Origin of the sequence: Streptomyces sp. ALI-76-A, assembly GCF_030287445.1 — a bacterium.
Classification (GTDB): Bacteria; Actinomycetota; Actinomycetes; order Streptomycetales; family Streptomycetaceae; genus Streptomyces.
Genome location: NZ_JASVWB010000004.1, coordinates 1347897 through 1373554, shown reverse-complemented (window position 1 = coordinate 1373554; position 25658 = coordinate 1347897). Strand labels below are relative to the sequence as shown.

The following is a 25658-nucleotide window of genomic DNA, read 5'->3' as shown; positions in this document are numbered from 1 at the left end:
TTGCTGGTGCGGTGGGCGGCGTCGCAGGCATCCAGGACAGCCTAGGCTGGAGTGCCCCGGTCCGCGACGTGGTGGCCGTTGGCCCGCGCCCACTCCCGGATCGCGGCCAGGTGCTCCTTGCTGCGCCTACCGATCGCGTCCGGGGTCGTGGCCGGGACATTGGCCAGGAGCGTGGCGTCTTTGCCGTTCGGGGCGGTCCGGCCACCGGTCTTCACCTCACGCAGCCGCGCCTGCGCAGCTTCCAGCTCGGCCTTGGCCTTGGCGACCCGCTCCTCAGCTTCCCGCTGGGCGTCCTCGGCAGCGCGGCGTTCAGTCAGCTCAGCGAGGCCGCTGCGGACGCGGGCGGCCCGGGTGTGGATGCTAGCGGCCGGGTGGTTCTCCGCCCACGCGAGCAGGGCCTCGATTCCGTGGGCGTCCATCGTGCTGGTCGGGCGCCGGAGCGGCCGACTCCGGGGTGCCGGTGCTGTCCTCCGAGTCCGCCTCCGAGGCGGACAGTCCGATGTTCTGGACCGCCTCGGCGATCTTGGCGTGCTGGAGGGCGTCGGCGAGTTCGGCCTCCGACAGACCGAGGGTCTCGCGGACGTACTCGAGGCTGTCACCGTTGTTCAGCATGGAGACGGCGGTGGCGGTGAAGGCGTTGACGGGCATCAGATGGGGTGTCGTCGTGGGTGGTGAGGTGCGGGAGCAGCCGTACGGGGTCGTCTTCGCCGCAGGGCAGTCCGAGCGCGCCCAGCAGGTCAGCGAGGTCGTCCTTGTCGCGGGCCTGCTGGGCAACCACCAGGGATGCGGCGGCGCTCTGTCCGCTGTCACGGGGGGCGAGTTCGAGGGCCTCCGCTTCGAGGGCCTCTTTCTGGTCGGTGAACATGGCCGGGTCCTCCTTCGCGGCGGTGGTGCGGGGCTTGCGCTGCGCGAAATCCAGCAGCTCGCGGTTGCGTCGCTTCTGGGCGTCGGTGAGCGGCCGGGACTTCGCGCCGTGGCGGTGCCAGAGCGGGGAGGCGGGCGGCTCGGGGTAGGCGAGGGCGTGGTCGACCTCGCGTTGGGTGCTGCTCAAGGGAGCCTCCAGGTGGAGGAATTCAGGCGTGGTCGTCGTCGCGCCGGCGCTTGGGCTGGTCGGAGGCGAAGCGACCGAGGCGGGCCTCGGTGGGGTTCGCGGCGATCCATTCCTCAGCGCACGCTTTGTGCACGGGCTCCCCGGAGTGGGAGCGCATGGGCGTGGGCTTGTCGCACAGCGCGCAGGGGCGGTCCTGCCAGCGGTCGAAATGCTGGCTGTCGCGCCAGTCGAGAAGAGCGCCGGGAACCGGATCAGGCCCGGCTCCCACAGCGGCTTCCGTCGACGGCTGGCGCGCGGCGTCGGCTCCGGTGCGGGCTGCGCGCTCATGCGACGGGCAAGTGGGTGCCGGTCCGGCCGGCGCGGCGGCCATTGACCGTGTCGGCGTAGGCGTCCTCGCGGGTTGCCAGGTACGGGAACGTCTCCGCCCCCGTCTTGACCTTGTACATGGCCATGTCGGCGCCGCGCATGAGACGACTGGCGTCCTCGCCGGGCAGGTCCGCAGCGCGGGCGATCCCGACCGACATGCCCACGCACAGGGTGCGCCCCTCATGGGTGAGGGGCTGTTGCAGCTGCTCGCGCAGCGCCGTGATGTCTCCGAGCGCGGACGTGTGGGGCAGGACGGCGGTGACGGCGAATTCGTCCCCGCCCAAGCGGGCCGCGATCGCCCGGCGGCCTGACGTCCAGCGGGCCAGGCGCTGCCCCATGGTGCGGATGACGTCGTCACCGGCGGCGTGCCCGAAGGTGTCGTTGACCGTCTTGAAGTCGATGGCGTCGAGCACCAGGACGTGCACGGCGTCCCGGCGTGCGGTGTGCAGGAGCCGTTCGGTGAAGGCCAGAACGTCGGGGCGGCCAAGCAGGTCGGTCAGCGGGTCGCGGCGGGCCGCGGCTAGTGCCGCGGCAGGCAACGTTTGCCCGTCAAGGAGCGGCGTCCGGTGCGTGCTCTCGGCGTGCCGGCCGGAAGCCCTCGTACCGGAGATGTACTTGGGCTTTCGGCCGGTGCGGCGAGAGGGCGTGCCGGGCGTCGCGACGGAGCAACGTTGCCTGCCACGGCACTAGCTGGCGGCGAACCCTCACGTCGTCGGCGAGGGCGGCCAGGGTGAGTGGCACGGCGGCCGCGGCGATGACGAGTGTGCGGGACGGCTGCCGTAAGACAGCGGTTGCGGGCATGATGTTCTCCGTTCTCGCCTCTTCGGGGCGGGGATACGAGAGAGGCGCACCCCGGCTGTCCAGGCATGGGGGTGCGCCTCTTGCTGTGGGATCACGTACGTGAGCTGCGGAGGCAGACTGGAAGTGCCGAAGTCTTGTGACGGGGACTGAGGCGCCTCCGGGACGGCTGCCTGGCGTCGTAACCGGTGCTGCGGCCGTCCTGGAGACGGTGAGGCCGACGGGCTACCGCCAGGCGCCCAGAGGGGCGAGGGGCCGGACGCTGCGGCAGTCACCGGAGACCGCGTCGTGCACGCTGCGGCCGTCGGTCGGCCGCAGCTCGTTGAGGATCTCCAGCAGCATCTCTTCGCCGTCGAGGACGATGTCGATATAGCCGCGGCCGCAGGTGCACGGCACGACCAGCGTCAGGATGTCGCTGGCGCCGTCGCGCTCACTGAGGCGCAGGGTGTGGTGCAGCCACACTCCGCCGTCCAGCCAGGCCACCGCGCTCGGCTCGTATGAGCCGGTGCCGGCAGCCCGCAGGGCCGGGTAGCCGTGCCAGTCCATCGCCTCCAGGACCGTGGCGAGCGTGTCCGGGTAGGCCGTGTACACGTGGTGCGCGGCGGCCGTGACGGCGTCCTCGCACTCCTCGTCAGCGGTGGGCGCGCCGACGGCCTGCGCCATGTCGAGCAGGTGCTCACACGCCCGGCTCGCCGGGCAAACGGGCGCGAGGGCAGAGTCAGGGTGTCGGGCATGTGGAGCTCCCTCCGAATGTGCCGGGCCGGACTGTCCGGTCCTGCGCCAAGCCCCGCACCGTGGCGCCGGTTGGCGTGGTGCGGGGCGAGACGCAGCGCCGTCAGGCCAGGGCGGCGAGGGCGGCCACAAGGAGCAGGGCCAGGGCGGCGAGGCTGAGGTGCACCGCGTGGCGCAGGCGCGTGAACTTGCTGACGGCGATGGCGGACAGGACGCGGATGCGGGCCGGGCGGGTGTCACCGTCCATGCACGCGCGGATCTGCTCTTCGTCGAGCCGTGCCCAGTACGGGAAGGACGCCTGGTCGGCGCCGCTCACGTTGGGTCGGACGACCAGGAGGAGCAGCACGGCGGCGACGCCCAGGGCGAGGACGGCCGCGGCACCGAGGGCCTTGGTCGCGGGTGGCAGGTCCTCTTTGGGAAGTCAGGTGGATGGGTTCCTCGACGCTGGGGTGCAGATCGACTGCCTCAAAACCCGAGCAGGACTCGGCGAGAGGGGGACTCCGGGCTAGTACTTCTCCCTTCGGATCCCCCTCACGGGGGTGCGATAGGTTGCCCGCCATGACTGAGTTCGGAGCCGTCGCCTGGCCACCTGCTCCGATCGGGACCGAACGGCTCGTACTCCGGGAGTCCGAGGCCCGGGACCGTGCGGCGTTCATCGAGCTGTTCGCCTCAGCAGAGGTGCGCACCTACCTCGGTGGCCCTCGCCCGCGTGATGAGCTCGAACGCGCGGTGCCCGAGATACCCGGGCGGCGCCCTGGCCTTTTCGTGGTCGCTCTCGACGGAGCGATGATCGGCACTATCACGCTTCTCGATCGGCGCAACGCGGAGCGCCCGGGACACGTTCGTCCGGAGGCTGGGGAGGCCGAGCTCGGTTACATGTTCCTGCCGGAAGCGTGGGGTTGCGGGTACGCCGCCGAGGCGTGCGCAGCGGCACTCGACTGGTTCGCCGACGCGCTCCCCGGCGAGCCGGTGGTCCTCTGCACCCAGACCGCCAACGACCGCTCGATGCGCCTTGCGGCGAAGCTGGGGTTCACCGAGGTGGAGCGGTTCGAGGAGTGGGGCGCTGAGCAGTGGTTCGGCGTGTGGTCTTCGGTCCCACCGTTCGGCTGAGCTAGGTGTACTGACCCGTGAGGTTGGGGACGCGGCTGGCGGGTGGTTGGCCTTTCAGCGCGGTGTGTCCGCGGTGGTGATTGTAGGTGTGCAGCCAGCCGGGGTATGCGTCGCGTCGTTCAGTCTCTGTGCGGTAGGGGCGGGCGTAGGCCCACTCGTCCAGCAGGGTGCGGTTGAAGCGCTCGACCTTGCCGTTCGTCTGCGGCCGGTAGGGGCGGGTTCGCTTGTGGGTGATCCCGGCTGTGGCAAGGGCTTCGCGCCAGTCGCGTGAGCGGTAGCAGGAGCCGTTGTCGGTCAGCACCCGCTGGACGGTGATCCCGGCCTGGGCGAAGAACGTCTGGGCCCGGCCCCAGAAGGCGGTTGCGGTTTCCTTCTTCTCATCTGCCTGGATCTCGCTGTAGGCGAGGCGGGAGTGATCGTCGACGGCGTTGTGCAGGTAGCTGTAACCGACGCCGGAGCGGGTCTTGCGGCCGGCCTGGCGGCCCAGGGTCTTGTGGCCGCCGCCGTCGGGGATGTTGCCGAGCTTCTTGATGTCCACGTGCACCAACTCGCCCGGCGCTGACCGTTCGTAGCGGCGGATCACCCGCCCGGTAGCGCGGTCGAGATGAGCGAGACGGGCCAGCTTGTAGCGGGCCAGGACCCGGTGCACCGTGGACGGGTTCAACCGCAGCAGGTAGGCGATGCGGGCCGGTCCCCAGCGGCGCAGAACGCGGACCTTGATGATCCGCCGCTCGATGCGGGTCGGCATCCGGCGCGGGCTGGTGCGCGGGCGGCTGGAGCGGTCGCTCATGCCTGCCTCACCGGATCGACGGTAGCGGTCGGCCCACCGCTGGGCGGTGGTCGGCGAGACCTGGAAGCGTTCGGCGGCCCTGCGCAGGGTCCAGCCGTCCTCGACCACGCAGCGGGCCAGACGCAGACGGCCGGTCTCGGTCAGGGGTGCATTACGGTGGGGCACGAGGGCCTTTCTGTTGGTGTAGACGTCGCAATCCACACCGAACCGGAAGGCCCTCACTCATTTCAAGATCCCTCAGCCGAGATCTGGCTCCCTCGTCCACAACCTCCCGGGACAGAACACCTAGGGCGTGTTGCGAAAGTGCTGACCGTGTCGCACAACGATGTCTGATTTCCGCGAGCAAGATGCGCCTTTGCTGATCATGCTGACGCCATGACGATGTCATCCACTACAGACTCAGTGACAGTCCTCACCGGCATGTATGCGGCTGAAGCCGAGTACCTGGCGGCCGGAGGCCCTGGCGAGGCTTCGTTCAACTTGCTCGCCCCCTTCTTCGCGTCGAATGTCGAGCTGCACCAGGCGGATGCTCTGCCATACGGAGGTACTTGGCGTGGGCACAAAGGAATGACGCAGTTCTTCCTCACGATGGGACAGGTGTGGGAGACGTTCGACATGGTGGAGCAGGAGTTTCTGTCCACCGGTGAGACTGCGGTCGTGCTCACTCAGGTCCGTGCTCGCGCTCGTGCGACCGGCCGTGAACTCAGCTTCCCAATCCTGCAAACGATCAAGGTCAAGGACGGGCAGATCGCCGAGGTCCGTCCGTTCTACTGGGACACTCAGGCTATCGCCGACGCCTGTGCCGGGTCCGCGCCGACGGACTGAGACCGACTGCAAATCCGCTGGTCACAGCCACTCGTTGAGGACTGCGACCAATACAGTCGCCTCATAGCGGACGGCAAGTTTGTCGTACCTTGTCGCCACGGCACGTTGGCGCTTGAGACGGTTGATCCCGCACTCGACGGCATGCCGCTGCTTGTAGTCGGTCTTGTCGAACTTCGGCGGCCGGCCGCCCCGGGAGCCGAGCTTCTGGCGGTTTCGGACCTGGTCCGAGGGCACTGGGATCGTCGCCTTGATCCCGCGTCTGCGCAGGTAGGCTCGGTTGCTACGGGAGTCGTACGCCTTATCGGCACGCACTCGGTCCGGGCGCTTGCGCGGCCGCCCGAGGCCCAGCCGGGGGACCCGGATCGCTTCCAGGACCGACTCGAACTGCGGGGAATCACCCCGCTGACCGCCCGTGATCACCACCGCCAGCGGCTTCTGCCCCTGCTCGACTGCCAGGTGGATCTTGCTGGTCAGCCCGCCGCGGGACCGACCGAGACCGTGGTCGGCCGGCTCGACGGCAATGCCGCCGGGCGGCTCCTTCTGGAGATCCCCCTTTTCGCCGCCCCGGCGGCGTGCTGGTGGGCCCGGCAGACCGTGGAGTCGACGTTCACCTCCCAGGTGATCAGGCCCTTCGCGTCCGCCTCGGCCTGGAGCTGGGTGACGATCAGGGCCCAGGTACCATCGCGCTGCCAGCGCCGGAACAGGTCGTAGACCCGGTCTCACGGGCCGTAGCGCTCGGGCACATCACGCCACGGAGCACCAGTACGGGTCCGCCACCGTATGCCGTCTATCAGCTGCCTCCGCGTCCACACCCGTGGACGACCCGGCTTGACACCCTTCGGCAACAACGGCTCCAGCCGGGCCCACTGGCCATTCGTCAGATCACCACGCCCCACAAGAAGTGATCATTCACGACCAAGATCTACTTTCGCAACAGACCCTAGGACGCCGTCGCGGCTGGCGAGGGCGACGGTCAGCGCTGCCAGAGCATGCGGATCGGGTCAGCATCGCTGCACGCATCCATGCTGGGAGGGAGCCCTGACGTTCCAGCACGTCGATGAACGGCGCGGTTCCCTGAACGCGGAACAGCTCGGCTTCCCGTTGAACCTCGCCGGGAGTGGCGGTGACGCGGTCGGCATGGGCTCCGCCAACGATCAGTCCGGTCAGCCGTTCGGGATGGCGAGCCAGCAGGTTGAAGCCGACGATGCCGCCCATCGATGCTCCCCAGACACCGCCCGAGAGATGTTCAGCTCGTCGAGTACGGCGGTGATGTCCTCGACTTGACGGTCGATCCGGTAGCTGTCCACGTCGTGGGGTGCATCGCTTCCACCGTGGCCACGGGCATCGATGAGGACGAGGCGATGACTGCTGGCGAGGGCGTCGACATAGCCGGCCGACCGCCACGTGGTGCGGTCTCCGAAAAATCCGTGCAGCAGCACCAGCGGCAGTCCGTTGCCCACGGTCTCGAAGACGATCTTTACTCCGTCGCCACCGGTGACCTGCATGGCTACTCGACCTCCGACGCAACAGGAGTTGCCTGGTGGAAGTACATGCGCCAGCCCGTCTCCGTCAGCCGCCACAAGGAGCTTCGCCAGGCCCGACGCCCCTGGTTCTCGGCGAAGTACGTCAGATGAACGACGCCGGGAGCCAGAACGACCCCGGACATTTCGCTGACCTGCACCGGAGACTCCGATGTCACCGTTCCGCCGCTCGTGACTGCGAGGATGGACTTCACATCCCACCGGCGTCCCGACGCGCCGAACTCAGTGAACTCCGGATCCAAAAGCTCCAACACCCGGTCTGGAATGGCACGCACCTCAGGATCAAGCAGCCGAAATTCGGCATCTATGGCTGCTTGCACTGCACGCTCGCTCTCGTCGGTCATGGCGGACGGAACCCTACAAACGCTTCTCACCCGCGCACAGCGGATAGATCACCTGAAGCGAGCCACGGCACAAGGTGCTGTCAGAAGTCGTGAGCATCCTGCATCCACGTGATCACTGGCTGCCACCCAAGGCCAGCCGCGGTTCAAAAACAATCACTTGGCCGCGCAGCACGCCCACCCATGTGTGGACCTCGTCGGCGACGGGTTGCGGTAGCAGCATGGAGCGCTGTTTTGATCCAGGCCAGGTCGCGGTCCGTCACCCCAGAGGAATGGGACGAATTCCTCGGGTATTTCGAGCGCCGCAAGCTCGCCCTGGGCGACTGCGGCCGCGCATACAGAACCGACTGCGCTCATGAACACGCCTGTGTACGTTGTCCCGTCCTCATCGTCCACGCGACGGAACGTCCACGGCTCGTCGAGATCCGCGACAACCTCCTCGCGCGCATCCTGGAAGCCGAACGTGAAGGTTGGCTCGGCGAGCTCGAAGGCTTGCAGAGCAGCCTGTCCCACGCTGAGGAGAAGCTTGCCCAACTTGACGCGCAGATCTCCCGGCAGCAGCAGTCCGTCGACCTGGGAATTCCTTCCTTCCGAGAGATCGTTGATCGCACCACTGCCGTGGCCGCCCGCCTCCGGAGCCTTCGTAACCAGCTCTGAACGAACCCTTGGAGGAGGATTCGCGACGCGATCACTGCTTGAAAAATGACCGCCTTACGTGCCTCGACGGTCGTCTATCTCGATGGAGAGGTGTTGCCACGACTGGGTCAGCTGGGCCAGGTCGCCGAACGTGGTGCTGCTGGTGGTACGCAATGGCTCGTCTGGGAGGAAGTGCACGGTGGTCCCGGTCGTGAGGTCATCAGCGATCGGTCGCAGGTCAGTAGTGGGCACGCCGTGTTCGTACCGCTGGGTCCAGGAACCGTTGAGGCGGCGGTTGCTATGGATGAGCCACGTGCTGAGTGCAGCGACGACAGACATGCCCCGGCGAATGTGTGTGTCGGGGAGGGACGGCGCATCAGGGTTGTCGAAGAACCGGAGGTCCTTCGTTGCCATGACCGGCTTCTTCACGATGCGCCCAAGCTCATCGACGCGTGTGTCGGTGCCCCGTCCGTTGTCGGCGACGGCCACCGAGCCGTCTGCGTGCAGGGTGATCTGGCAGAGGCCGCCGTGGCCAGCTTCGGCCTCGTCCGCCACATAGGCGACGACTTCCAGGGTCAAGTGCAGGATGCCGCCGGGAGCGAAGGCGGCTGAGTTCTGGCGGATGTGCTCAAGATGGTCAAGGTCGACGGTGCTGGCCCAGCCGTGAGTGGTGTTGCGCCAGGAAGCCCTCGGTGTGTCCATCTGAGAAGTATGCGGGAGCGTGATCGCGAGCTACTGTAACAATGGGTGTCAGCGAAAGCATTCGGGCGCAATGTCCCGCTTCTTGACCGCTTTGTGCAACCGCCGGACTGCGGTTCGTTCTCCTCTTCTCAAGCTCGTCGGGCAGGGCATCGGCACATGCTCGGTAGTTCGGAGAAGGCAGCCGCCGAGGGTGCGCAGCGGTACTGGCGCAGAGCACCTATTCCGTTGCCGTCGTATTCCTGCGGGCAGTGGCAGCTCTTACCTGGACCAGCAACTCGGTGCCGTGGCGGTCGAGTTCCGCCGACGCGGGCATGACGATCACCACGCGAGTGGTGAAGACTGGATAGATGCGACCTCACGCCCCCGGCGGACTCCTGTTCGTGACGCTCGGTCTCATCCTTGTCGCCGCCGGCTACGTCTGGAGGGGACGTGTCCTGCGTCCCCTCTCGGCTAAACGGGCCCAGGCAGCCGTGATCCGGGACCGTTCCCGAAACCTGCTGCGCTCTGCGGACATGGCAATCGCCGGAGCGCGCCGCCGGGCCGCACACGACGAACCGGCCATCGTCACGGTCGGAGACGTGACCAGGGTGGCGCGCCAGCATTACGGGTACCTTTTCGTGGAGCGCGAAGAAGCAGCTGCCGCCCTCCGCCAGCGCTATGAGGCCTGCGACTGCCGGGTGGACTGCATGACCGACGCCTTCAACTGACTGCCTCCTCGGCAAGGTCGACGTCGGCCAGCTCCTTGTCCTGGTCGCGGTAGTCCATCACCCGCTCCAAGGCCCGGGAAGCCGGCGGGGCTGGTGCGGGTTGCGGGGGCCGGGGCGCATGGGGCGGGGCCGGCCGATCCGGCGGCGGTCGGGGACTGAGCACGGGCGGATCCTCCAGATGTGAGTGGGCAGCACTGCGCCCGCCGTCGTGGGGTCGTCGGCGGGCGCAGTGCTTCGATGATGCGCACCGGGACGCCGCCGATGACCGAGAGGTAGGAGGAGTCGGCGAGAGTTTGAAGGACTGGTGGGCGGCGGCGCTGGCGGATGCGGCCCAGGACCTGTGCGCCGGTGGCGTGCACGGCGGTGAGGAAGTCGTTGCTGTCGAAGCCCCGGTCCCACAGCACCAGCAACTCGGGGCCCAGATGGTGCAACAGCCTGGTGGCGTAGGAGGTTTCGCCCTCCCGGGTGGGGCCGAAGACCGCCGCGATGACGGCCCGGGTGCCGGTCTCGACCAGCGTCATCAGCTCGACCTGGGGATACCCGCCGTGCGGGCACCGCCCCAGCCAGCCCCGGTTGCGTTCGCTGTCAGGCACCTTGATCGAGCTGCCGCCGTCGAACGACACCGTCCGATACGGGCCGAACCGCACCCCCGGCATGGTTGGCCTGGCCAACGGCCCGGCCAGCACCTCGAACAACGCACGCACCGGCGCGCTGCCGAGTCGGCGGCGCAGATCACGGAGTGCCTTCGTGCTCGGGTGGACAACCGGGATTCCCGACAGACCGGCCGTCAGTTTGGCCCACACGAGCCGATAGCCGACCTCGGGGAACATGCACGTCGCCAGCAGAAAGTAGACCCCGACCCGTGAGGGAAGATCCCGCAGCCGCCGCTGCACGGTCCGCGTCTCCGACAAGACGGCATCGACCAGCTCGAACGGCACGACCGGCGTCAGCTCTCCCAGATGGCCCGGCGCGAACCGACTCGCGGCCACAGTGACCGTACGGGTGATGGTCGCCAGCGGCGACGGCAGGACACAATGACCGGGCAACGGAGCTCCTTCGGGAACAAGCTGTCTTGGACGACTGCCTGCCTGTACCAACGAGCTCCGTTGCTGCGCGTCAGGACTTCCTCAGCTCCCTTGCGTGACCTGCAAAAACGCTAACTACCCGGCCTTGGGCCAAGTCCCGGGTTCCCGTCAACGTCGGATTTGGACGCATGCCGTTCGCCCGCGTCCTGTCGTGGGCGGTGCCGGGAACGACGCGGATTGACGGACCGGCCGGGGACCCTCTCACGCGGCGGACGGTGCTGACCGCTCGCAGGGCGCCGGGCATGGCAAACGGGGTACAAGGAGCAGCGACCTGGCAACGACATGCGGCAAAGGCGGTCCTCCATGCAGTTCGACGACAATGCCCGTCTGGACACCACCGAGGTACAGGACGTGCGTGGCAGTCGGATCCCCGGTGGCGGAGCGACCATCGGCGGCGGTATCGCCGGCCTCGTCGCACTGGTCGTGGGACTCGCGCTCGGGATCAGCCCCGACCAGTTGGGCCTCTCCTCCGGTGGCGATGAGCCGGCGCCGGCGGCCTCGTCCTCCCTCGCCCGCGTCGAGCAGGCCTGCCGTACCGGACAGGATGCCAATACCAAAGACGACTGCCGCATCGTGGCGGTGGTCAACAGCGTTCAGGACTATTGGAGACAGGAGTCCGCGCGCCGCCAGGTCGCCTACACAGAGGCGCCGACGGTGCTCTTCAGCCGACGCGTGAGTACAGCGTGCGGTACCGCTACGTCCGAGGTGGGTCCCTTCTACTGTCCCGGCGACGGAAAGGTCTACCTCGACCTCAACTTCTTCGACGAGCTGCGGACGAAGTTCGGAGCGAGCGGCGGGCCCTTCGCTCAGGCCTACGTGGTGGCACACGAGTACGGGCACCATGTCCAGGACCTCGAGGGAACGCTGGACAAGTCCCAGAACGGGCTGACCGGTGCGGACAGTGCCTCGGTCAAGACGGAGCTCCAGGCCGACTGCTACGCGGGCGTGTGGGCGCACAACGCGACGACTGTCAAGGACGAGTCCACGGGCAGGCCACTGATCACAAGCCTTACGGACGCGGACATCCGGGACGGGCTGGACGCGGCTGCGGCTGTCGGCGACGACCGGATCCAGGAGAAGTTCCAGGGGCGGGTGACCCCCGACACCTGGACTCACGGCTCGGCCGAACAGCGGCAGGAGTGGTTCGACCGTGGCTACCGTACCGGGGACATGACACGGTGTGACACCTTCCGCTGACGCCGCCCTAGTACTACAGGGCTAGAGGTCCGAGCCGGCCGGGGGTCTGATGACGGTCCTCCTACCGGCGGGTCAGGCGTCCAGGGGGCGCCAGGCGGGACCGTCGCCGTCCCGCCGGACCTGCCCGAACACAACGTCGGCGAAGTGGATGCCGAAGCCGATTGTGTCGGGTTCTTTCAGCTCGACGACGAGACGGCGACGGTGGTCGGCGGACCGAACGGGGTCGTGGTCGACGGCCGCAGACCATTCGGGGTGGTCGACCTGGATCGGTGAGTGCAGGGCGTCGCCGAAGGCGATTAACCGCCGCCCGCCCGACGTGATGACGTACTCGGCATGCCCGGCCGTGTGACCGGCGGTGATCCGGACTCGCACACCGGGGAAGATCTCCTGACCGTCCGTCACCGTGCGCACATACGGTGCCAGGCCGGTGATCTCCTCGGCCATGCCGTGCGTCGCCAGGAGGTCTCGCTGGGCCCATTCCGGCTCGGACACCAGGTAGTCGGCATGGGCGAACGCGGGCCGGTCACCGCCCGGGGCGGAGTGCCAGGCCCAACCGAGGTGATCGGGGTGCAGGTGCGTGAACGCCAGCACCTCGATCTCTTCCGGCCTGCGGCCGAGTTCGGCCAGACTGCCCAAGAGCGCACCCCCATGGATGACGCCACGGGGGGTGCCCGGATCGGGCGGCAGCGTCTGCGGCCCGAACCCCGCGTCGATCAGCAGCGCGCGATCGCCGTTCTCCACCAGCAGGGCACCGATGCTCGCCACGAGGTGGCCGGAGGCGTCCAGGTAGTCCGGGTGTCCGGCCCACACCTCGTCGGTGGTGTCCGGGAGCCAACCGCGCGGCGGAAGCCGCACGTCCCCGTCCGGCACGAAGGACACCCTCGTGTCGCCCAGCCATACCGAGCGGATACCCGCGGGCCGCCGCAGCCGCTCGCTCTGGTCAACCGCGGAGTTCATCACCATGGTCCCTCTCCCCATTCGGTGTGTCAGCTCGTCGCCGGGTCTCCCGGCGACGACCACGCCACCATAAGCATCAAGCTAGAAGCATTCAAGCTCTAATTATTCTGGCTTGATGGACTTGCTAGGGTGGGACGCATGACGACGCCCCCGGAAGCGCAGGCCATCGCCGAGCGAGAGCTGTGCGGTCTGGTGAACGGACTGGCCCAGCAGATCGCGGATCACGTACGCGCACGCGCCGTCACCCTTGGCCTGACGGCAGCCCAGGCGACCGCGCTGCGGGAGATGACCGGGCCGATAACCATGCGGGAGCTCGCCGAGCGCATGAGTTGCGAGCCCTCCAACGCCACCTTCGTCGTCGATAAGCTCGAGAAGCAGGGCCTAGTCGAGCGCCGCGCGCATCCCACCGACCGGCGCGCCAAGCACCTCGTCCTCAACGCGGAGGGCACTGCCCTCCGCGAACGGCTCCTCGAACTCCTCGCCCAGGACTCACCGCTGGCCGGCCTCACCCCCCAGCAGCAGCGCGTCCTTCACGACTTGCTCGAGCAGGCCATCATCCGTTCATGACTCGGCAGCGCCCTCAAGCAGCGGTTCTGGCACAACGGCAGCCTGCCGCGACCTGGACCGGGCCCTCACACATCACGAACAGGCCCTGGCCGCCACACCGGACGACCACCCGGCCCGGGCCATGTACCTGAACGGCCTCGGGGCCGCCTACCAGGATCGGTCCCAGCGCAGCCGTGCCGCGACCGACTTCGACCGCGCCGTCGACCTCGTACTCCTGGCGGTCGCGGCCACACCGGCGGACCACCCCGACCGCGCGCTGCGCCTGTTCAACCTCGCGCGGGTCCACCAGACACGGTACGAGCACTCGGGCGACCCGGCCGACCTGGACCGCTCCGTCGACCTGGCGCGGGAGACGGCCGCCGCGGTCCCCGCCGGCCACCCGCAGCGCGCGCGGTAGCTGTTCGGCCTCGGCTATGCCTACCGGCTGCGGTTCCAGCGGACCGGCGACGTGTCCGATCTCGACCGTGCCGTCGACGCCGCGGAACAGGCGGTCACGGCCACCCCCGGCGACCATCCCAACCGGGCGGCACGCATCTACCTCCTCGGGACCTGTTACCGGAGGCGGTGGAGCAGCGGCGGCCCCCTCGACCGGTGTCGGATCGTCCGGCTCGCGCAGGACGCACTCGCGGCCACGACGTCGCCCCCCGCTCGACCGGGTCCGCGCCTGCTGGGCGGTGGGCCGGCTCGTCTACCTGCTGGACGAACCGCACAGTGCCCGGCTGCTGTTCGACACGGCGGTGGAGCTGCTGCCGTCGGTCGCGGCGCGGGAGACCTCGTTTGCGGACCACGAGCACCGCCTCGGCGCGAACCACGGACTGGTCGGCGAGACGATCGCCGTGCACTGTGCCCTCGACGACCCGGGCGGCGCGGTCCAGGCCGGTGAGCTGGGCCGGTCGGTCCTGCTGGCGTCCCGGCTGGCGCTGCGGACGCCCCTCGCGGACCTGGCGGCCGAGCACCCCGCACTGGCCCGCCGCCTGAGCCGCGTCCGCGACGCCCTCAACGCGCCGGATCCCCCGGACCTGGCCACGCCCGATGGCCAGGACATCGATCACGTGGATCGGCGCAGAAGGCTGTGGGCCGAGCACGACGCCGTCCTGGCGGAGATCCGGCGCCTGCCGGGTCTGGACCGGTTCCTGCTCCCGCCGGCGTGGAGCGAGCTGCGACCGGCCGCCGCCGACGGGGCGGTCGTGCTGCTCAACGCCGGACTGCAGAGGTGCGACGGCATCGTCGTCACCGCCGACGGGCCCCCGTTGCTGGTACCGCTGCCCGACCTGCGGCTGGCCGATGCCGAGGCGTGGGCCGTCGAGTTGACGGAAGCGACGCACGACGCCGGGTCGTTCACCGGCGAGTTGCGCCGGCAGCGGGTGCTGACGGAACTGCTCGGCCGGCTGTGGGACACGGCGGTCGAACCGGTCCTCGACGCAGTCGAACACCGGCTCCGTCCGGACGACGGAGTACTCCCCCGCGTGTGGTGGATGCCGACCGGTCCGCTCGCGCTGCTGCCGCTGCACGCGGCCGGGCACCCCGACCGGACCGGGGCGCTCGACCGGGTGCTCTCGTCGTACACACCCACCCTGCGGGCCCTGGCACGCGCCCAGAGACGTCCGGCCGCGACGGTCCTGCGCCGGCTCACCGTCGCCCTCGACCGGACCCCGGGCCTGCCGGACCTGCCGGCCACCGCCGCCGAGGCGGCGAGCCTGCACGCGGCCCATCCGGACATGCCGTTGCTCACCAATGAGCAGGCCACCGCCGCCCGGGTGACCGGCGCGCTCCCCGAGGCGAGCTGGGCGCACTTCGCCTGCCACGCCGGCACCGACCCCCACGCGCCCTCCGAAGGCGGGCTCCATCTCCACGACGGTGTGCTGTCCATCGCGGAGATCGGCCGCCGCGACCTCCACGAGGCCGAACTGGCATACCTGTCCGCGTGCTCCACCGGACACGTCGGCCGGCGGCACGCGGACGAGTCCATCCACCTTGCCTCCGCGTTCCAGCTGGCCGGGTTCCGGCATGTCGTCGCGAGTCTCTGGCCGCTGGACGACCGCGTCGCGGCCGGCGCGGCCGATCACTTCTACCGGCTGATGCCGGACACACCGTCCGCCGATGACGCGGCGACCGCGCTCCATCGCGTCATCCGGCACCTGCGCGCCGAGCATCCCGGTCGACCGCACCTGTGGGCATCGCTCCACAGCGGGCCGTAACGGAGTTCTCCCCCGGACGCGGCCGACGACGACCGTCCCGCCTTCGCACAGGCGAAGTCCTTACGTGCACCACCACAGGAAGCGGTCGCACTCCGTCGGGGAGGGGTCCGGGCTCGGGGCCGCGGTGGTGGGGGTGGCCGTGGGGGCCGAGCCGGCGCTCGTGAACGTGGGCGTGGCGGTGGGCCGACACGCCGGGGGGCTTGCCGGTCGCCGACCGGACGTCGGGGCTGCCGCTCGCGTCGGCGTCCTCGCTCTCGGACGCGGAGGCCGACCCCTCAAGGCCGCCGGTTCCACGAGGCGTTCGCCGGCGTCTTCGACGCCGCCTCCGAGGGCGTCATGGACGCCGTCGACGACCCGTACGACTTCGACGAGCGGCTGGGAGTCCAGGCGATCCGTTCAGCTGCCTGGGATGCCCCCATATTCAGCCGGGTTCCGACGGAGCAGCGCGTGGCGTCGTGTTCCCTGACGTCACGCGGGTGAGCATGTGCGGACCCAGCCCTCTTCCCGCACCGAGGCGATGCGATGCCCGACCACGCCGACCCTGTCCGCCCCGAGAACGTCACACCAAGGTGGATCTCGCGGCACCGGCCGCCGGAGCAGTCGCTGTTCAGCGGCATCTACGGACTGGTGCTGGCCAGCGCCCTGGTGGCCGCGCTAGACGCGACGGGCGAGAAGGCAGATCCCGGTCCGGACGCGCTGTGGGTCCTGCTCACCGCGCTGGCGTCAGGCGCTGCCCACGGGTACGCGCACGTCATCGCCCAGCGTGCGTCCGTCGACGAGGCAGCCACCACCAGCAGACTGCGGCTGGTGCTCGCCGAGTGGCCACTGGTCGCCGCCGTGCTGCCCACGGTGGGGATACTGCTTGGCGCGGTAGGCGGGTGGTGGTCAGAGACCACGGCAGTGGACGCGGCCCTGCTGTTCAACACCATCGCCTTGTTCGGCTGGGGCGCCTGGACCGCCCGCACCGCCGGGCACGGATGGCCGTCCTCGTGCCGGTCAGGGGGTCTGGACATGCTGATCGGCCTGGTGATCATTGTCGCGAACGCCCTGATCAAGTAAGCAGGCGATCGGGTGCCATGTCGGCGAGAAACGGCCGCGAGTCCTTGATCCAGGAACCAGCTGATCTCGAACGGGGTCTGTTCGGCGAGGTCGAACAAGGGGTCCAGGACGCCGTCGTACATCGGCCCCGTGCCCAAGGGCTGTTCTCGCTCAGCAGCGGCCCGGCACCCCAGGCCGGAGTAACAACCGTTGGGCTTGCTCGTGGGTGATCAATCGGTCCAACTTCGATAGCAGATATTCCGTCTTCGGTGATCTGGTCCCGATCTCGATTGATTTGGCCCATTTCACTCGCCATCTCAGTTGATCTGGTCCGTCCTGGCTCTGCTGCGCGGTGGCGTCGACCCCTATTACTCGCTGTCGACGTGCCGTGCTCGGAGCCATGCTGCCTCGAACTCGTCCGGGTGGATTTCCTTGTCCGCCCACTCAGGGTCTGATCCACCGCGCCCACGCCGAATCGGGCTGGTTCCTGTACGCCCCGACGTGCGCGTTAGTGAAAGCCGATCGCGCCCGGCCCGGGACGGCCGAACACCTGGCTTCCCTGCCGGGAATCACCGTCCTCGATCTGGACCTGGCCGCCGCCCTGGACATAGCGCGGCAGGAGACCTGGGCCGCGGCGCACAGCCAGTACGCGGCGCGGCCCATCCCGGACCGTCCCGACGGCGCGATCATCCGACCACCGCCCCGCACCGGTGGGCGGGCGAGCCGGTCCGCGTACTGGATCTCAGCCCCTGATCACAGCAGCAGACGTCTGCGGGCCTCGCCGGAATCCGGCGGGGCCCGCAGTGCCTCAAAACAACGGCGCCGAACGAAGCGACACAGATGACGGCGGAATCTCCACTGCATTGAGGACCTGGCGACCTGCCAGGTCGCGGGCTCCCGCAAGCTCGGCCGGACCCACGCGTGCGGAGACGTCAATGGCGGCTACGGCTACGCCGGCGAGCGATTGCTGTGGCCCCTGCGCCTACGGTGACGAGGACCGCTCCCGCCGCCAGAAGATACGGGGTGAGCGCGTTGCCACCGGTCTCGGCCAGGTCGGTCTCCTTGGAGTGGCTGGCCGTGCGCGGGAGGGGCGCTGCTGGGCTGCCCGTGTGCGGGAGAGGCGCTGTCGGGATGGCCGACTCGGCAGTGGGTCGCGGGGACTGACAGGTGGCCTGCGCCAGGGTCACGGTGCCCTCCACCTTCTTGACGCCCAGATTCAACGGGTCCACCGAGACCTGCAACTGGACTGAGGTGGCGGCGGCCGTACTGCTGGTCGTCTCCTTGTGGGAGAGGGCGAGCCGCACCCTGCCCACGTTCGGGACCTCCACGGTGCCCCCGTCCGTCATCGGCAACTCTCTGCCCAGCGCCGTGAGGGGACCAAGTACCTGGGACTCGGCGACCGGCTTGCGTCCGGCGGCGCAGGTCGCTGTGGCAGTCACCTCCTCCACCTCCACCACGGGCAGCAGCGGCAGCCCCGGCACATGGACCCGGACCCGCACGAGGCGGGTGGTTCCCTCCGCCCGGCCGCTCGCGACATCGGCTTTCGTCATGGCGACGTCGGCCTGCAGAAGATTGACCGGGCGGTCGCCGTTGACTCCGTCGAGGGCGACGTCGAGGGCCTTCTTCTCGGCGGTCGCCGGAGCCTGCACCTCGTTGAGCGAGGCTCGCAGGGGCACCGATCCGGCCATTCCGAGCCCGGAGACGTCCAGCGCGGCGCGGAAGGCCGCTGCGGTGGCGCTGCCCTTCGACGCGTCGGCTGCCGGAGCTGCGGCGGCCTCTCCCGCGACGGCCGGGCATGCCAAGAGGAAGCCGCAGACTGCGAGGGCGGCAAGGCGGCGGACGGATGGGGTCGGGGCCGGGATTCTGGTCAACGTGGGCGGTCCTTGCGCGCGAAGGGAGGGGGCAGAGGTGCCGTTCCTGCACCGGGACGGTGACCCGGCGATCAGGTGGCAGAGTCTCATCCTGCAGAGCCGGGGTGCGGCCCGACGGATGCCGCACGGAGGTTCACCACAAGGAGGAGGTTTGGGTACTCCTGTTTGAATCGCAAACGTGTGCGGTCGATGTACACCAGGCCGTACCCGCGTTCGGGGCCGGTCAGCAGCAGCGGCTTGGAGTCCGCCGACGCTTCTGGTCGTACGCCCGTCCGCCCACCAGTTCGCGGACCTCGGGACGCAGCGCCTGGGTGTCCTGGTCGAATGCAGCGAGCTTGCGGCGGATCATCGACTCGTGAGCGGCTCCGGTCACCCACGGCTGCCCGACGAGAGCAGCACGGGTGAGCTCCGCAGAGCCCCCGACGTGCCCGCACTTGGCCATAGCCGCGGCGAACCGGCGGGTCGCCCGCACGAACTCTCGAACGGTCGTCGCCGCGCCCGATCAACCCGCCTGCCATGTCGCGCACCAATTGTGGGTTGTCCTGCTCGGGCAGCTCCACCGTCGCGGTCGTGCCCTTGGTGAACCAGCAGACCAGCCGCACGGGCTCCTCCAGTAGTTGAGCGGCCACCAGACGAGCACCGCCAGCGGTGGCGGACATCGGGAGTGTCTGATCAACGGCCCTGTCTCACATTCGGTGGTGACGGAGAGTCGTGAGGTTCGTTGCCCTTCATGTGATGGATGTCAACGAGCTTGTGCAGACGGTGTTTTCGGGTCTGTCCCCGCTGGTCATTGGAGGATGTGGTCGACGAGGGTGAGCGGATCGTGGTGCGGGCCCGGAGGCCGCTGGACACCGCGGTCTGCCCAGCATGCGGGGCGTCGTCGGGACGGGTGCACGGCTATCACTGGCGGACGGTGGCCGACGTTCCGGTCGACGGGCGACGGGTGGTGGTCCGTGTGCGGGTGCGGCGCCTGGTGTGTCCCACGCGAGGCTGCCGCCACACCTTCCGCGAACAGGTGCCCGGGGTACTGGAGCGATACCAACGTCGCACCGTTCGTCTGACCAGGCAGGTCAAGGCCGTGGTCAAAGAGTTAGCGGGCCGGGCGGGATCACGTTGCTGGCGATACTCGCGGTGGGCCTGTCCCGTCACACGGCCCTGCGAACCCTGCGGATCGACGTGCTGCCCGACCGCACCGCCGACACACTGGAAGCGTGGCTGCGCGGGCATCCGGGCATCGAGATCGTGTGCCGCGACGGCTCAGCCACCTACGCCGAGGCCATCCGCCGCACCCTGCCCGACGCGGTGCAAGTCGGTGATAGCTGGCATTTATGGAAGAACCTGTGCGAAGCCGCCCTGAGCGAGGTGAAGGCACACAGTGCCTGCTGGGCCACCGTACTGGACGCGCCGATCTACGACGGGCCCCGCGCTCAGACCACCCTCGAACGCCGGCATCAGGTTCATGGCCTGCTCGAGAAGGGCGTGGGCCTGCTCGAATGCGCCCGCCGCCTGCAACTGTCCCTGAACACCGTCAAACGCCACGCCCGAGCCGACCGGCCCGAGCGCATGCTCCGCGTCCCCAAGTACCGTGCCAGCCTGGTCGATCCCTACCGCGAGCACCTGCGCAAACGCCGAAGTGAAGACCCCGGCGTCCCCGTCCAGCACCTCTTCGAAGAGATCAAGGCCCTCGGCTTCACGGGCTGCCTGAACCTTCTGCACAAGTACGGTGAACTCGTTCGTCCGTTGCACTTCGGCCTGGCCCCCGGTGTTCGAAGGTCTCCCGGCTCTGATTCCCCCGCTGCCAAGCCTGGCGAAGCTGGCAGGAACGCTCGCCCCGTGCTTCGCCATCCAGGTGGGAGTGCCGCGGATGATGCAGGAGGTCCTGCGCACCCTCCCGACGATGGCGGACCTCATCGGTGGCCATATGGCCGACCTCTTCGCCGGAGTCCGGTCTGTCGCCGACTGGGCGAAGCGGCTGAAGCCGTCCGTCCTTGCCGAGGCCCGCTCCGCCTATGACGCGTATAGGAAGGGCGACACGGAGCCGATGAAGGACTTCCTGCGCCGCTGCCTGCGTCTGTGGCCGGTGCTGGAGGACCACTGTCCCTCCCCTCGGGGCCATCCCCGCGCGTGCGAGTTTCCCACGGTCCCCGTACCGGCGTCGGCCGCCGCCCCGCGGCCGCGATGGAGCAGGCGGGACCACTCGCTGGGCCGCCGATCGGATGCTTCAGGCAACGGGACATTTTCCGACTGGTCTGGTGGCTTAATTGTCGGGATGGCGAATGCATTCGACCAAGTGGTGTTTCCTGTCGAGTGAATGCGATCATCTCGGCCAGGCAGGTGTAGGCCTCCGTATCGTCGGATAAACAACGGTACGCACCATCACCCGACCGGGTTGAGTCCGGTGCGTAGGGGGCGTCATCAATACTGCATTCATGGCCAGAGCGGCAGTGGTGCTGGCCGTACCGCTCCTTTTCGGTTGCGGCGGAGGGGGATCTCCCGAATCCACTGGCCAATCGTCCACTTTCGGTCTTCCCGCTCCGCCGCCCATATCCTCGGCGGCGCAAAGTGAGGCTGTCCGGGGCCGGGTTCCTGCGGAACTCGTCGGTGCATGGGACGGGGACGGGACACCCAGCTCGCCGGTCGACAAGATCACCTTCTTCGCCGACGGAACGGTGAGCCTGCTCTACCGGGGCGGCGCGACACTGGACGGTCCCGCAGTCGTGGAGAGCTCTCAAATGACCCTCTACGTTCCGGGCGGGCCGATCCTCTACAGGTCGTGGTCCATCGAGGAGTTCGATGCCGGTGACGGATATGTCTTCGAAAATCTCATGCTGGACGGCGTGAGTTATGTGCGGCAGATCAGCTGAAGTTCGGGAAGCGCAGAGTCAGGAGGGAAGACTGCGGTGAGCCACGAATCCGCTGTGGTGGACGACGACGTAGTGCGCGAGGTGGCACGCAGAGTGCTGGAGCAGGTCGCTCCAGAGGAACTGGTCCTGTTCGGAATGACCAGCCGTGCGTATTTCCGGGACCCCGCAGAAACACTCAAGAACGCGGCCGATGACTCGCCCCGGTCGCCGGGGAGCATGGTGGGCTCCGGCACCGCCGAGGTCGTGATGCTGCTGACCCCGTTCGCCCTCGCCATGGTCCAGGGAGCCCTCTCCTCCTTCGTCGAGGCGTTCACGGGCGATCTCGCCGGCCGGAGCGGCACGGCGGTGCGGACGTGGCTGAGCGCGCTGTTCCGGCGGCCCGGGGACTCCGGCGGCCTGGCCCCGGACGGCGAGGAGGCCGGGCTGCACAGCGCCCTCACGCCCGAGCAGGTGGAGTGGCTGCGGGCGGAGGCGTACCGGACACTGCGCGAGGCGGGCCAACCGGAGCAACAGGCACGGCTGTTGTCGAACGCGCTCGCGGGTGCGGCCCGCGTGCGCGCGTGACCGGCCGGTGGTGCTGTGACCACCGCACCGGCCGGTGCCCCCGCGCCCGCCCTGTCGCCCGATCCGTTCGCGCTGCCCAGCGGCACCAAGTTCCGCTTCGTGCTCGTCGTCACCGCGTTGGTGGGGACGATGGTCTTCATCCACAACCTGCTCTACTTCACGATCGCTCCCGACGGCGAACACGCCGTTGCCGTCTACCGGCAGTGTGCGGCAGCACCGCCGGAACAGGGCTCCGGGACCGACGGTCTAGCTCACGCGCAGGGCTTCCTGGCGTGCATCGCCCCTTATGAGCGGCAGAAAGCATGGTGGATTCTCACCGGCATCCTGTTGCTCGCGGCAACGGCGGCGGTCATCTACCTGCTCCTGCCCGGGTTCCTGGTGAGGCGCCAGCGGATGGAGCCACTGTCCCCGAGCGACCCTGACCAGGCTCCCCTGCTGGAGCGTCTGCATGCGCTGTGCCGGGAGGCCGGCCTGTCCCGGCCGCCCGAGTTCCTGGTGAGCAGCGTGCACGCGCCGGATGCCCGCGCCTTTGGGCGACGCAGTCACCACCGGGTGTTCCTGGACCAGGGCACCGTCCTGGCTCTCGGCCGGGCACCCGGGCGGTTCCGCGGCATCGTCTTGCACGAGTTGGCACACTTGCGGAACAAGGACGTCGACGTCACCTACCTCACAATGGCCCTGGCCCTGGCCTTCGTTCCGACGGGGCTGCTCCCGCTCGCCGTGGCATTGCTCGGCACCCCGCCGGGGGAGGTCCTCGGGGTGGCTTGGCGAGCCCTGGTCCTGGTCGCTCTCGTCGCCCTGACCTGCGCGTCCGTGCTGCGGGCGCGCGAGTACGGGGCCGATGCGCGGGTCGCCTCGTGGGGAGCGGGCCCGGGACTGCTGGAGGCGCTCGGCCCCGGCACCGCGCATCGCGCGCCATGGTGGCGTCGGGGGCCGCTGGCGCTGCACCCGCCCGTCGCACGACGGGCAGACGAGATCGGCTGCCCGAAGGAACTCTTCCGGATCGGGTTCGCTGAATGCCTCGCCGCCGGGCTCGCCGTCTCCGTCGCCGCCAACGGCCTGCTCACACTGCTGTGGCTGCTGAACCGACTGGACGCCCTCGACGCGCGGTGGACGATCGTGCTGGTCTGCGTACCCGCCGCCCTCGCCGTGGTCGGCCTCGGAGTCTGGCGCGCTGCTCTGCTTGCCCATAGCACCACCGGGACACCGCCCCCCACCGCGCTGCCGGCTCTGGGCCTGGCCGTCGGCCTGATCGTCGGCCAGCCGCTCGCCCCCCAGAACGGCATCGTCCTCACGGACCGCAACCTGTGGCCCGGCCCCGCCGCTGTGGCCTGGTCGGTCGTGCTGTGCGTGCTGGTGGTGGCATTCGTGGCATGGATCGCACGGACCGCCGCCGTCTGGTACGCCGTCCAGGCCCACCCTCCCGGCGCGACGTGGCCGGTCGGACAGCTGGCCGCCGCCGTCCCGTTCGCCGTGCTCCTGAGCGGGTGGATGCTCCTCTACGACACCTCCGACGGCCTCGGCCCGATCAATGCCTCCACGCACCAGCTGTTCGAGGTGGTCGACGCGGCGGCGCCAGTAGGCCCCTATTGGCTGTGGGCCGCAGTGGAACACCCCATGATGCTCCAGTTCACGCAGTGGACACCGGTGGTCGCGGCCGTCGTGGCACTGTGGCTGTTCCCGGTCGCCGCCCTGTGGCGGCGGGGTGCGTCCCCCGACCTGCGGTGGATCAGGACCGTACTGGCGACGAGCCTGCTCGCGGCTGGCTGTTTCGCCGTGTTCCAGCTGGTACTCCGGACGGCGCTCCACCAGGGCGTCTCCCTTCAAGAACGAGACCAGGACGGCTTCGTCCTGGCGTTCACCTACTGGCAGATCGGCGTCGCGATAATGCTCCAGGGCATGGCCGCAGCCGTTACCGCCCTGCTGGTACGTGAGCAGTACGCCCGGCTCACCGCTCCGTTCGCCCTGATGGCCGCCTTCCTGACCGGCTGCCTGCTGACCGCGCTGTTCTTCGGTGGAGTCGTCCTGGCCGGCTGCGTCGACGCCCTGGCCATCCGCCCGGGCACGTGTACGGCCGCCCTCCCTCTTCACCTCGTACGCAACACCCTGCTGAGGATCCTGGTCGGCGGGTTCCTGTGCGCGCTGATGGGGCTGGCGGCAGCCCTGCTCGTCCTCCGGATGCGAAGCGTGCGTCCGGCCGTACCGCCACCGCCGCGCCTTCCTTCTCCGCCCCGTCACCGGCAGCTCGCGATGACCGTGGCCTGCGTCCCGGCTGCGGCCGTCCTGGGGATCGCGCTCACCTCGGGCGCGACCGGCGAGACACCCAATACCACGCCCCCACAGCCCGGCGCTCCCACGGTGTCCTCGGCAGCCGCGTGCCGCACATTCGACGGCATGCTCGACCCCCGGCTGTCCCCCGCCGAGACGAATGCCCAGCTATACGAAGCCGTCCAGCTGGCCCGCCTCGCGGGCAACGATCGGCTCGCCACCGCCTTCCAGGGCCTCTTCACCGCAGCGCGGAACCAGGACACCCGCGCGTTCGGCACCCGGGTCGAGGAGATCCGCACCCTCTGTGCCGCAGAAGGAGCCGTACCGCGCAACCTTCCCTAGTGCTTTGTTCGCCCGGTCTCGCGTGGCCGCCGGAGGCGACCAAGGCGGGATCGCCTCCGGAACCGCCTCACGGTGTCGCCCCTGCAGATGCGGATCACGTGTCGCGGTTGGCCATGCGTGACAGCGCGGCCATCGGTTTGCCTTGGGAGCTGGTGCACCTGAGCGCAAGCCAGTCGGTCCCGGCAACCTCACCCGGGACGACCTCTTACGGGATCAGAGCGTTGTAGACCTCGACCACCTTCGACTCGAACGGCGGTGCCCCAAGTTCCTGCGCGGCTGGCTTGACCTGCTCTTCCAAGAAGCGCCGGAACGCGTCCTCCGACTCCCACACGTCAATGACCTGCCAGCCGCCCGTCTCGCCGGGCGCCCCGAAGTGGGCGATGAGCCCGGCGGGCGGATTCGTACGGTCCGGGATCGCCCGGTCGAAGGTCGCCTGGTAGAGCTCCTGATTCCAGCCCGCGGCCTGGTTGAGCACCAGAATCGCCATCTCGGTTCCTCGTTTCACGTGCGGAGACAGATGTGAACGACGCTAGATCCGAGTGCGGGCGACCGCGAGCAGTGGGGATGGCTGCTGCGCCGTCCGAGGGCCGGTGCCACTACTCGGCCAGTCCGTTCCCCCAGCGCTTGGTTGCGCAGGTAGAGGCCCACCAGAAGCGTGCGCCCTCGTCGGTGCCGGTCAGTTGCAGGATGCAGGCGAGGACCAGGGCGCTGCATGGGTCGGGGACCTGGTCGGTGCGAACGTGGTGACAGTGGCGGGCGGGGCCTCCCGACCACGGCCGGACCAGCGTGGTGACCTGCGGATTCGCGGGAGAGTGCGGGAGTGAGTGCGGCCGGTTGTCGGAGGGGATTACGATCTGGTCCACGGAGGCGTGGTCGCTTGTGACCGTGGTCGTGCCTTCTCCGTCGGGGCTCTGGTCCGGGCCGCTGCTGCCGTGACCGGTACATGCGGTGCTGGACAGCCCGTCGCACCGAGCGGCGAGCAGATCCGTGATGATCGGCGTGGACGCGGGCAGCGGAGACCGGCTGGCGCTGGGCGTGCTGACGCGGTACCGGATGGCTACCACCGAGCAGACGCACCGGGTGATCGCCGCCTCGGTGCGCACCGAAC

General features: G+C 69.2%; 30 protein-coding genes and 3 pseudogenes. 15 read left to right on the top strand and 18 right to left on the bottom strand.

Annotated features, from left to right (window positions below):
* Positions 1-41: 41 nt before the first annotated feature.
* The 7 genes from QQS16_RS42490 to QQS16_RS42460 form a co-directional block, all read right to left on the bottom strand.
* Complete coding sequence (locus tag QQS16_RS42490) at positions 42-419, bottom strand: Lsr2 family DNA-binding protein (protein WP_286068001.1); 378 nt, start codon at positions 417-419, stop codon at positions 42-44.
* A complete protein-coding gene (locus tag QQS16_RS42485; RefSeq protein ID WP_286068000.1) occupies positions 361-648 on the bottom strand; it encodes a hypothetical protein in 288 nt (95 codons plus the stop codon). Before QQS16_RS42485 ends, QQS16_RS42490 begins: the two co-directional genes overlap by 59 nt.
* Positions 596-1051 carry a hypothetical protein gene (locus QQS16_RS42480; RefSeq protein ID WP_286067999.1) on the bottom strand — a complete coding sequence of 152 codons (456 nt, stop codon included), beginning with the start codon at positions 1049-1051 and terminating at the stop codon, positions 596-598. Before QQS16_RS42480 ends, QQS16_RS42485 begins: the two co-directional genes overlap by 53 nt.
* Before the next feature lie 22 nt (positions 1052-1073).
* Entirely contained in the window at positions 1074-1319 is a 246-nt protein-coding gene (locus tag QQS16_RS42475) for a hypothetical protein (protein WP_286067998.1), read from the bottom strand.
* A gap of 55 nt (positions 1320-1374) precedes the next feature.
* Complete coding sequence (locus tag QQS16_RS42470; protein WP_286067996.1) at positions 1375-1956, bottom strand: GGDEF domain-containing protein; 582 nt, start codon at positions 1954-1956, stop codon at positions 1375-1377.
* A 484-nt stretch (positions 1957-2440) separates the two neighbouring features.
* Complete coding sequence (locus QQS16_RS42465; RefSeq protein ID WP_286067995.1) at positions 2441-2878, bottom strand: hypothetical protein; 438 nt, start codon at positions 2876-2878, stop codon at positions 2441-2443.
* 172 nt (positions 2879-3050) lie between these two features.
* A complete protein-coding gene (locus tag QQS16_RS42460; RefSeq protein ID WP_286068168.1) occupies positions 3051-3353 on the bottom strand; it encodes a Pycsar system effector family protein in 303 nt (100 codons plus the stop codon).
* Positions 3354-3505: 152 nt separating this feature from the next.
* On the opposite strand from QQS16_RS42460, the gene QQS16_RS42455 reads away from it, so the two are divergent.
* Positions 3506-4057 (top strand): GNAT family N-acetyltransferase, encoded by a 552-nt coding sequence (locus tag QQS16_RS42455; RefSeq protein WP_286067994.1) that lies wholly within the window; start codon positions 3506-3508, stop codon positions 4055-4057.
* Position 4058: 1 nt separating this feature from the next.
* Here the strand turns inward: QQS16_RS42455 and QQS16_RS42450 are convergent, their stop codons facing one another.
* Positions 4059-5012, bottom strand: a complete 954-nt coding sequence (locus QQS16_RS42450; protein WP_286067993.1) for an IS481 family transposase — start codon at positions 5010-5012, stop codon at positions 4059-4061.
* Positions 5013-5222: 210 nt separating this feature from the next.
* Here QQS16_RS42450 and QQS16_RS42445 point away from each other — a divergent pair, with 210 nt between their 5' ends.
* Positions 5223-5672, top strand: coding sequence for a nuclear transport factor 2 family protein (locus tag QQS16_RS42445; RefSeq protein ID WP_286067992.1), 450 nt, complete (start codon positions 5223-5225; stop codon positions 5670-5672).
* A 21-nt stretch (positions 5673-5693) separates the two neighbouring features.
* Here the strand turns inward: QQS16_RS42445 and QQS16_RS42440 are convergent.
* The 3 genes and pseudogenes from QQS16_RS42440 to QQS16_RS42430 all read right to left on the bottom strand — a co-directional run bounded on the left by QQS16_RS42440 (position 5694) and on the right by QQS16_RS42430 (position 7557).
* Positions 5694-6568 (bottom strand): annotated as a pseudogene (locus tag QQS16_RS42440) (IS5 family transposase).
* Positions 6569-6835: 267 nt separating this feature from the next.
* A complete protein-coding gene (locus tag QQS16_RS42435) occupies positions 6836-7177 on the bottom strand; it encodes an alpha/beta fold hydrolase (protein WP_286067991.1) in 342 nt (113 codons plus the stop codon).
* A 2-nt stretch (positions 7178-7179) separates the two neighbouring features.
* Complete coding sequence (locus QQS16_RS42430; protein ID WP_286067990.1) at positions 7180-7557, bottom strand: nuclear transport factor 2 family protein; 378 nt, start codon at positions 7555-7557, stop codon at positions 7180-7182.
* Between the two features lie 231 nt (positions 7558-7788).
* On the opposite strand from QQS16_RS42430, the gene QQS16_RS42425 reads away from it, so the two are divergent.
* Positions 7789-8211 (top strand): hypothetical protein, encoded by a 423-nt coding sequence (locus QQS16_RS42425; protein WP_286067988.1) that lies wholly within the window; start codon positions 7789-7791, stop codon positions 8209-8211.
* Positions 8212-8265: 54 nt separating this feature from the next.
* Here the strand turns inward: QQS16_RS42425 and QQS16_RS42420 are convergent, their stop codons facing one another.
* Positions 8266-8892, bottom strand: a complete 627-nt coding sequence (locus QQS16_RS42420) for an ATP-binding protein (RefSeq protein WP_286067986.1) — start codon at positions 8890-8892, stop codon at positions 8266-8268.
* Between the two features lie 380 nt (positions 8893-9272).
* Here QQS16_RS42420 and QQS16_RS42415 point away from each other — a divergent pair, with 380 nt between their 5' ends.
* Positions 9273-9599, top strand: a complete 327-nt coding sequence (locus tag QQS16_RS42415; RefSeq protein WP_286067985.1) for a hypothetical protein — start codon at positions 9273-9275, stop codon at positions 9597-9599.
* Here the strand turns inward: QQS16_RS42415 and QQS16_RS42410 are convergent.
* On the bottom strand, positions 9548-10645 hold the full coding sequence (locus QQS16_RS42410) for a transposase domain-containing protein (protein ID WP_286067984.1): 1098 nt from the start codon (positions 10643-10645) through the stop codon (positions 9548-9550). The two genes, QQS16_RS42415 and QQS16_RS42410, sit on opposite strands and share 52 nt — an antisense overlap.
* A gap of 342 nt (positions 10646-10987) precedes the next feature.
* On the opposite strand from QQS16_RS42410, the gene ypfJ reads away from it, so the two are divergent.
* Positions 10988-11881: a KPN_02809 family neutral zinc metallopeptidase gene (gene ypfJ, locus QQS16_RS42405; RefSeq protein WP_286067983.1), complete on the top strand. Its 894-nt coding sequence runs from the start codon at positions 10988-10990 to the stop codon at positions 11879-11881.
* 72 nt (positions 11882-11953) lie between these two features.
* Here ypfJ and QQS16_RS42400 read toward each other — a convergent pair whose 3' ends face one another.
* Positions 11954-12838: an MBL fold metallo-hydrolase gene (locus QQS16_RS42400; RefSeq protein ID WP_286067982.1), complete on the bottom strand. Its 885-nt coding sequence runs from the start codon at positions 12836-12838 to the stop codon at positions 11954-11956.
* A gap of 138 nt (positions 12839-12976) precedes the next feature.
* Here QQS16_RS42400 and QQS16_RS42395 point away from each other — a divergent pair, with 138 nt between their 5' ends.
* The 5 genes and pseudogenes from QQS16_RS42395 to QQS16_RS42375 form a co-directional block, all read left to right on the top strand.
* A complete protein-coding gene (locus QQS16_RS42395; RefSeq protein ID WP_286067981.1) occupies positions 12977-13405 on the top strand; it encodes a MarR family winged helix-turn-helix transcriptional regulator in 429 nt (142 codons plus the stop codon).
* A gap of 121 nt (positions 13406-13526) precedes the next feature.
* Entirely contained in the window at positions 13527-13802 is a 276-nt protein-coding gene (locus QQS16_RS42390; RefSeq protein ID WP_286067980.1) for a hypothetical protein, read from the top strand.
* A 277-nt stretch (positions 13803-14079) separates the two neighbouring features.
* Positions 14080-15603 carry a CHAT domain-containing protein gene (locus QQS16_RS42385; protein WP_286067979.1) on the top strand — a complete coding sequence of 508 codons (1524 nt, stop codon included), beginning with the start codon at positions 14080-14082 and terminating at the stop codon, positions 15601-15603.
* A 522-nt stretch (positions 15604-16125) separates the two neighbouring features.
* Positions 16126-16662, top strand: a complete 537-nt coding sequence (locus QQS16_RS42380) for a hypothetical protein (RefSeq protein WP_286067978.1) — start codon at positions 16126-16128, stop codon at positions 16660-16662.
* Positions 16663-17092: 430 nt separating this feature from the next.
* Positions 17093-17394: pseudogene (locus QQS16_RS42375) on the top strand (PIN domain-containing protein); the annotation flags it as partial.
* A 179-nt stretch (positions 17395-17573) separates the two neighbouring features.
* Here the strand turns inward: QQS16_RS42375 and QQS16_RS42370 are convergent.
* Positions 17574-18512 carry an SCO1860 family LAETG-anchored protein gene (locus QQS16_RS42370; protein WP_286067977.1) on the bottom strand — a complete coding sequence of 313 codons (939 nt, stop codon included), beginning with the start codon at positions 18510-18512 and terminating at the stop codon, positions 17574-17576.
* A 223-nt stretch (positions 18513-18735) separates the two neighbouring features.
* Positions 18736-18885 (bottom strand): hypothetical protein, encoded by a 150-nt coding sequence (locus QQS16_RS42365; protein WP_286067976.1) that lies wholly within the window; start codon positions 18883-18885, stop codon positions 18736-18738.
* 362 nt (positions 18886-19247) lie between these two features.
* Here QQS16_RS42365 and QQS16_RS42360 point away from each other — a divergent pair.
* The 5 genes and pseudogenes from QQS16_RS42360 to QQS16_RS42340 all read left to right on the top strand — a co-directional run.
* Positions 19248-20234, top strand: a pseudogene (locus QQS16_RS42360) (transposase family protein); the annotation flags it as partial.
* Positions 20235-20376: 142 nt separating this feature from the next.
* Positions 20377-20823, top strand: a complete 447-nt coding sequence (locus QQS16_RS42355) for a hypothetical protein (protein WP_286068180.1) — start codon at positions 20377-20379, stop codon at positions 20821-20823.
* A 118-nt stretch (positions 20824-20941) separates the two neighbouring features.
* The gene (locus QQS16_RS42350; RefSeq protein ID WP_286067975.1) at positions 20942-21376 is read left to right on the top strand and encodes a hypothetical protein; all 435 of its coding nucleotides are present in this window, start codon (positions 20942-20944) and stop codon (positions 21374-21376) included.
* A 36-nt stretch (positions 21377-21412) separates the two neighbouring features.
* On the top strand, positions 21413-21940 hold the full coding sequence (locus tag QQS16_RS42345) for a hypothetical protein (RefSeq protein WP_286067974.1): 528 nt from the start codon (positions 21413-21415) through the stop codon (positions 21938-21940).
* A gap of 15 nt (positions 21941-21955) precedes the next feature.
* Positions 21956-24550, top strand: coding sequence for a M48 family metalloprotease (locus QQS16_RS42340; RefSeq protein ID WP_286067973.1), 2595 nt, complete (start codon positions 21956-21958; stop codon positions 24548-24550).
* A 205-nt stretch (positions 24551-24755) separates the two neighbouring features.
* Here the strand turns inward: QQS16_RS42340 and QQS16_RS42335 are convergent, their stop codons facing one another.
* Both QQS16_RS42335 and QQS16_RS42330 read right to left on the bottom strand, forming a co-directional pair.
* Entirely contained in the window at positions 24756-25037 is a 282-nt protein-coding gene (locus QQS16_RS42335) for a hypothetical protein (RefSeq protein WP_286067972.1), read from the bottom strand.
* A gap of 109 nt (positions 25038-25146) precedes the next feature.
* Positions 25147-25413, bottom strand: coding sequence for a hypothetical protein (locus QQS16_RS42330; RefSeq protein WP_286067971.1), 267 nt, complete (start codon positions 25411-25413; stop codon positions 25147-25149).
* Positions 25414-25658 lie beyond the last annotated feature (245 nt).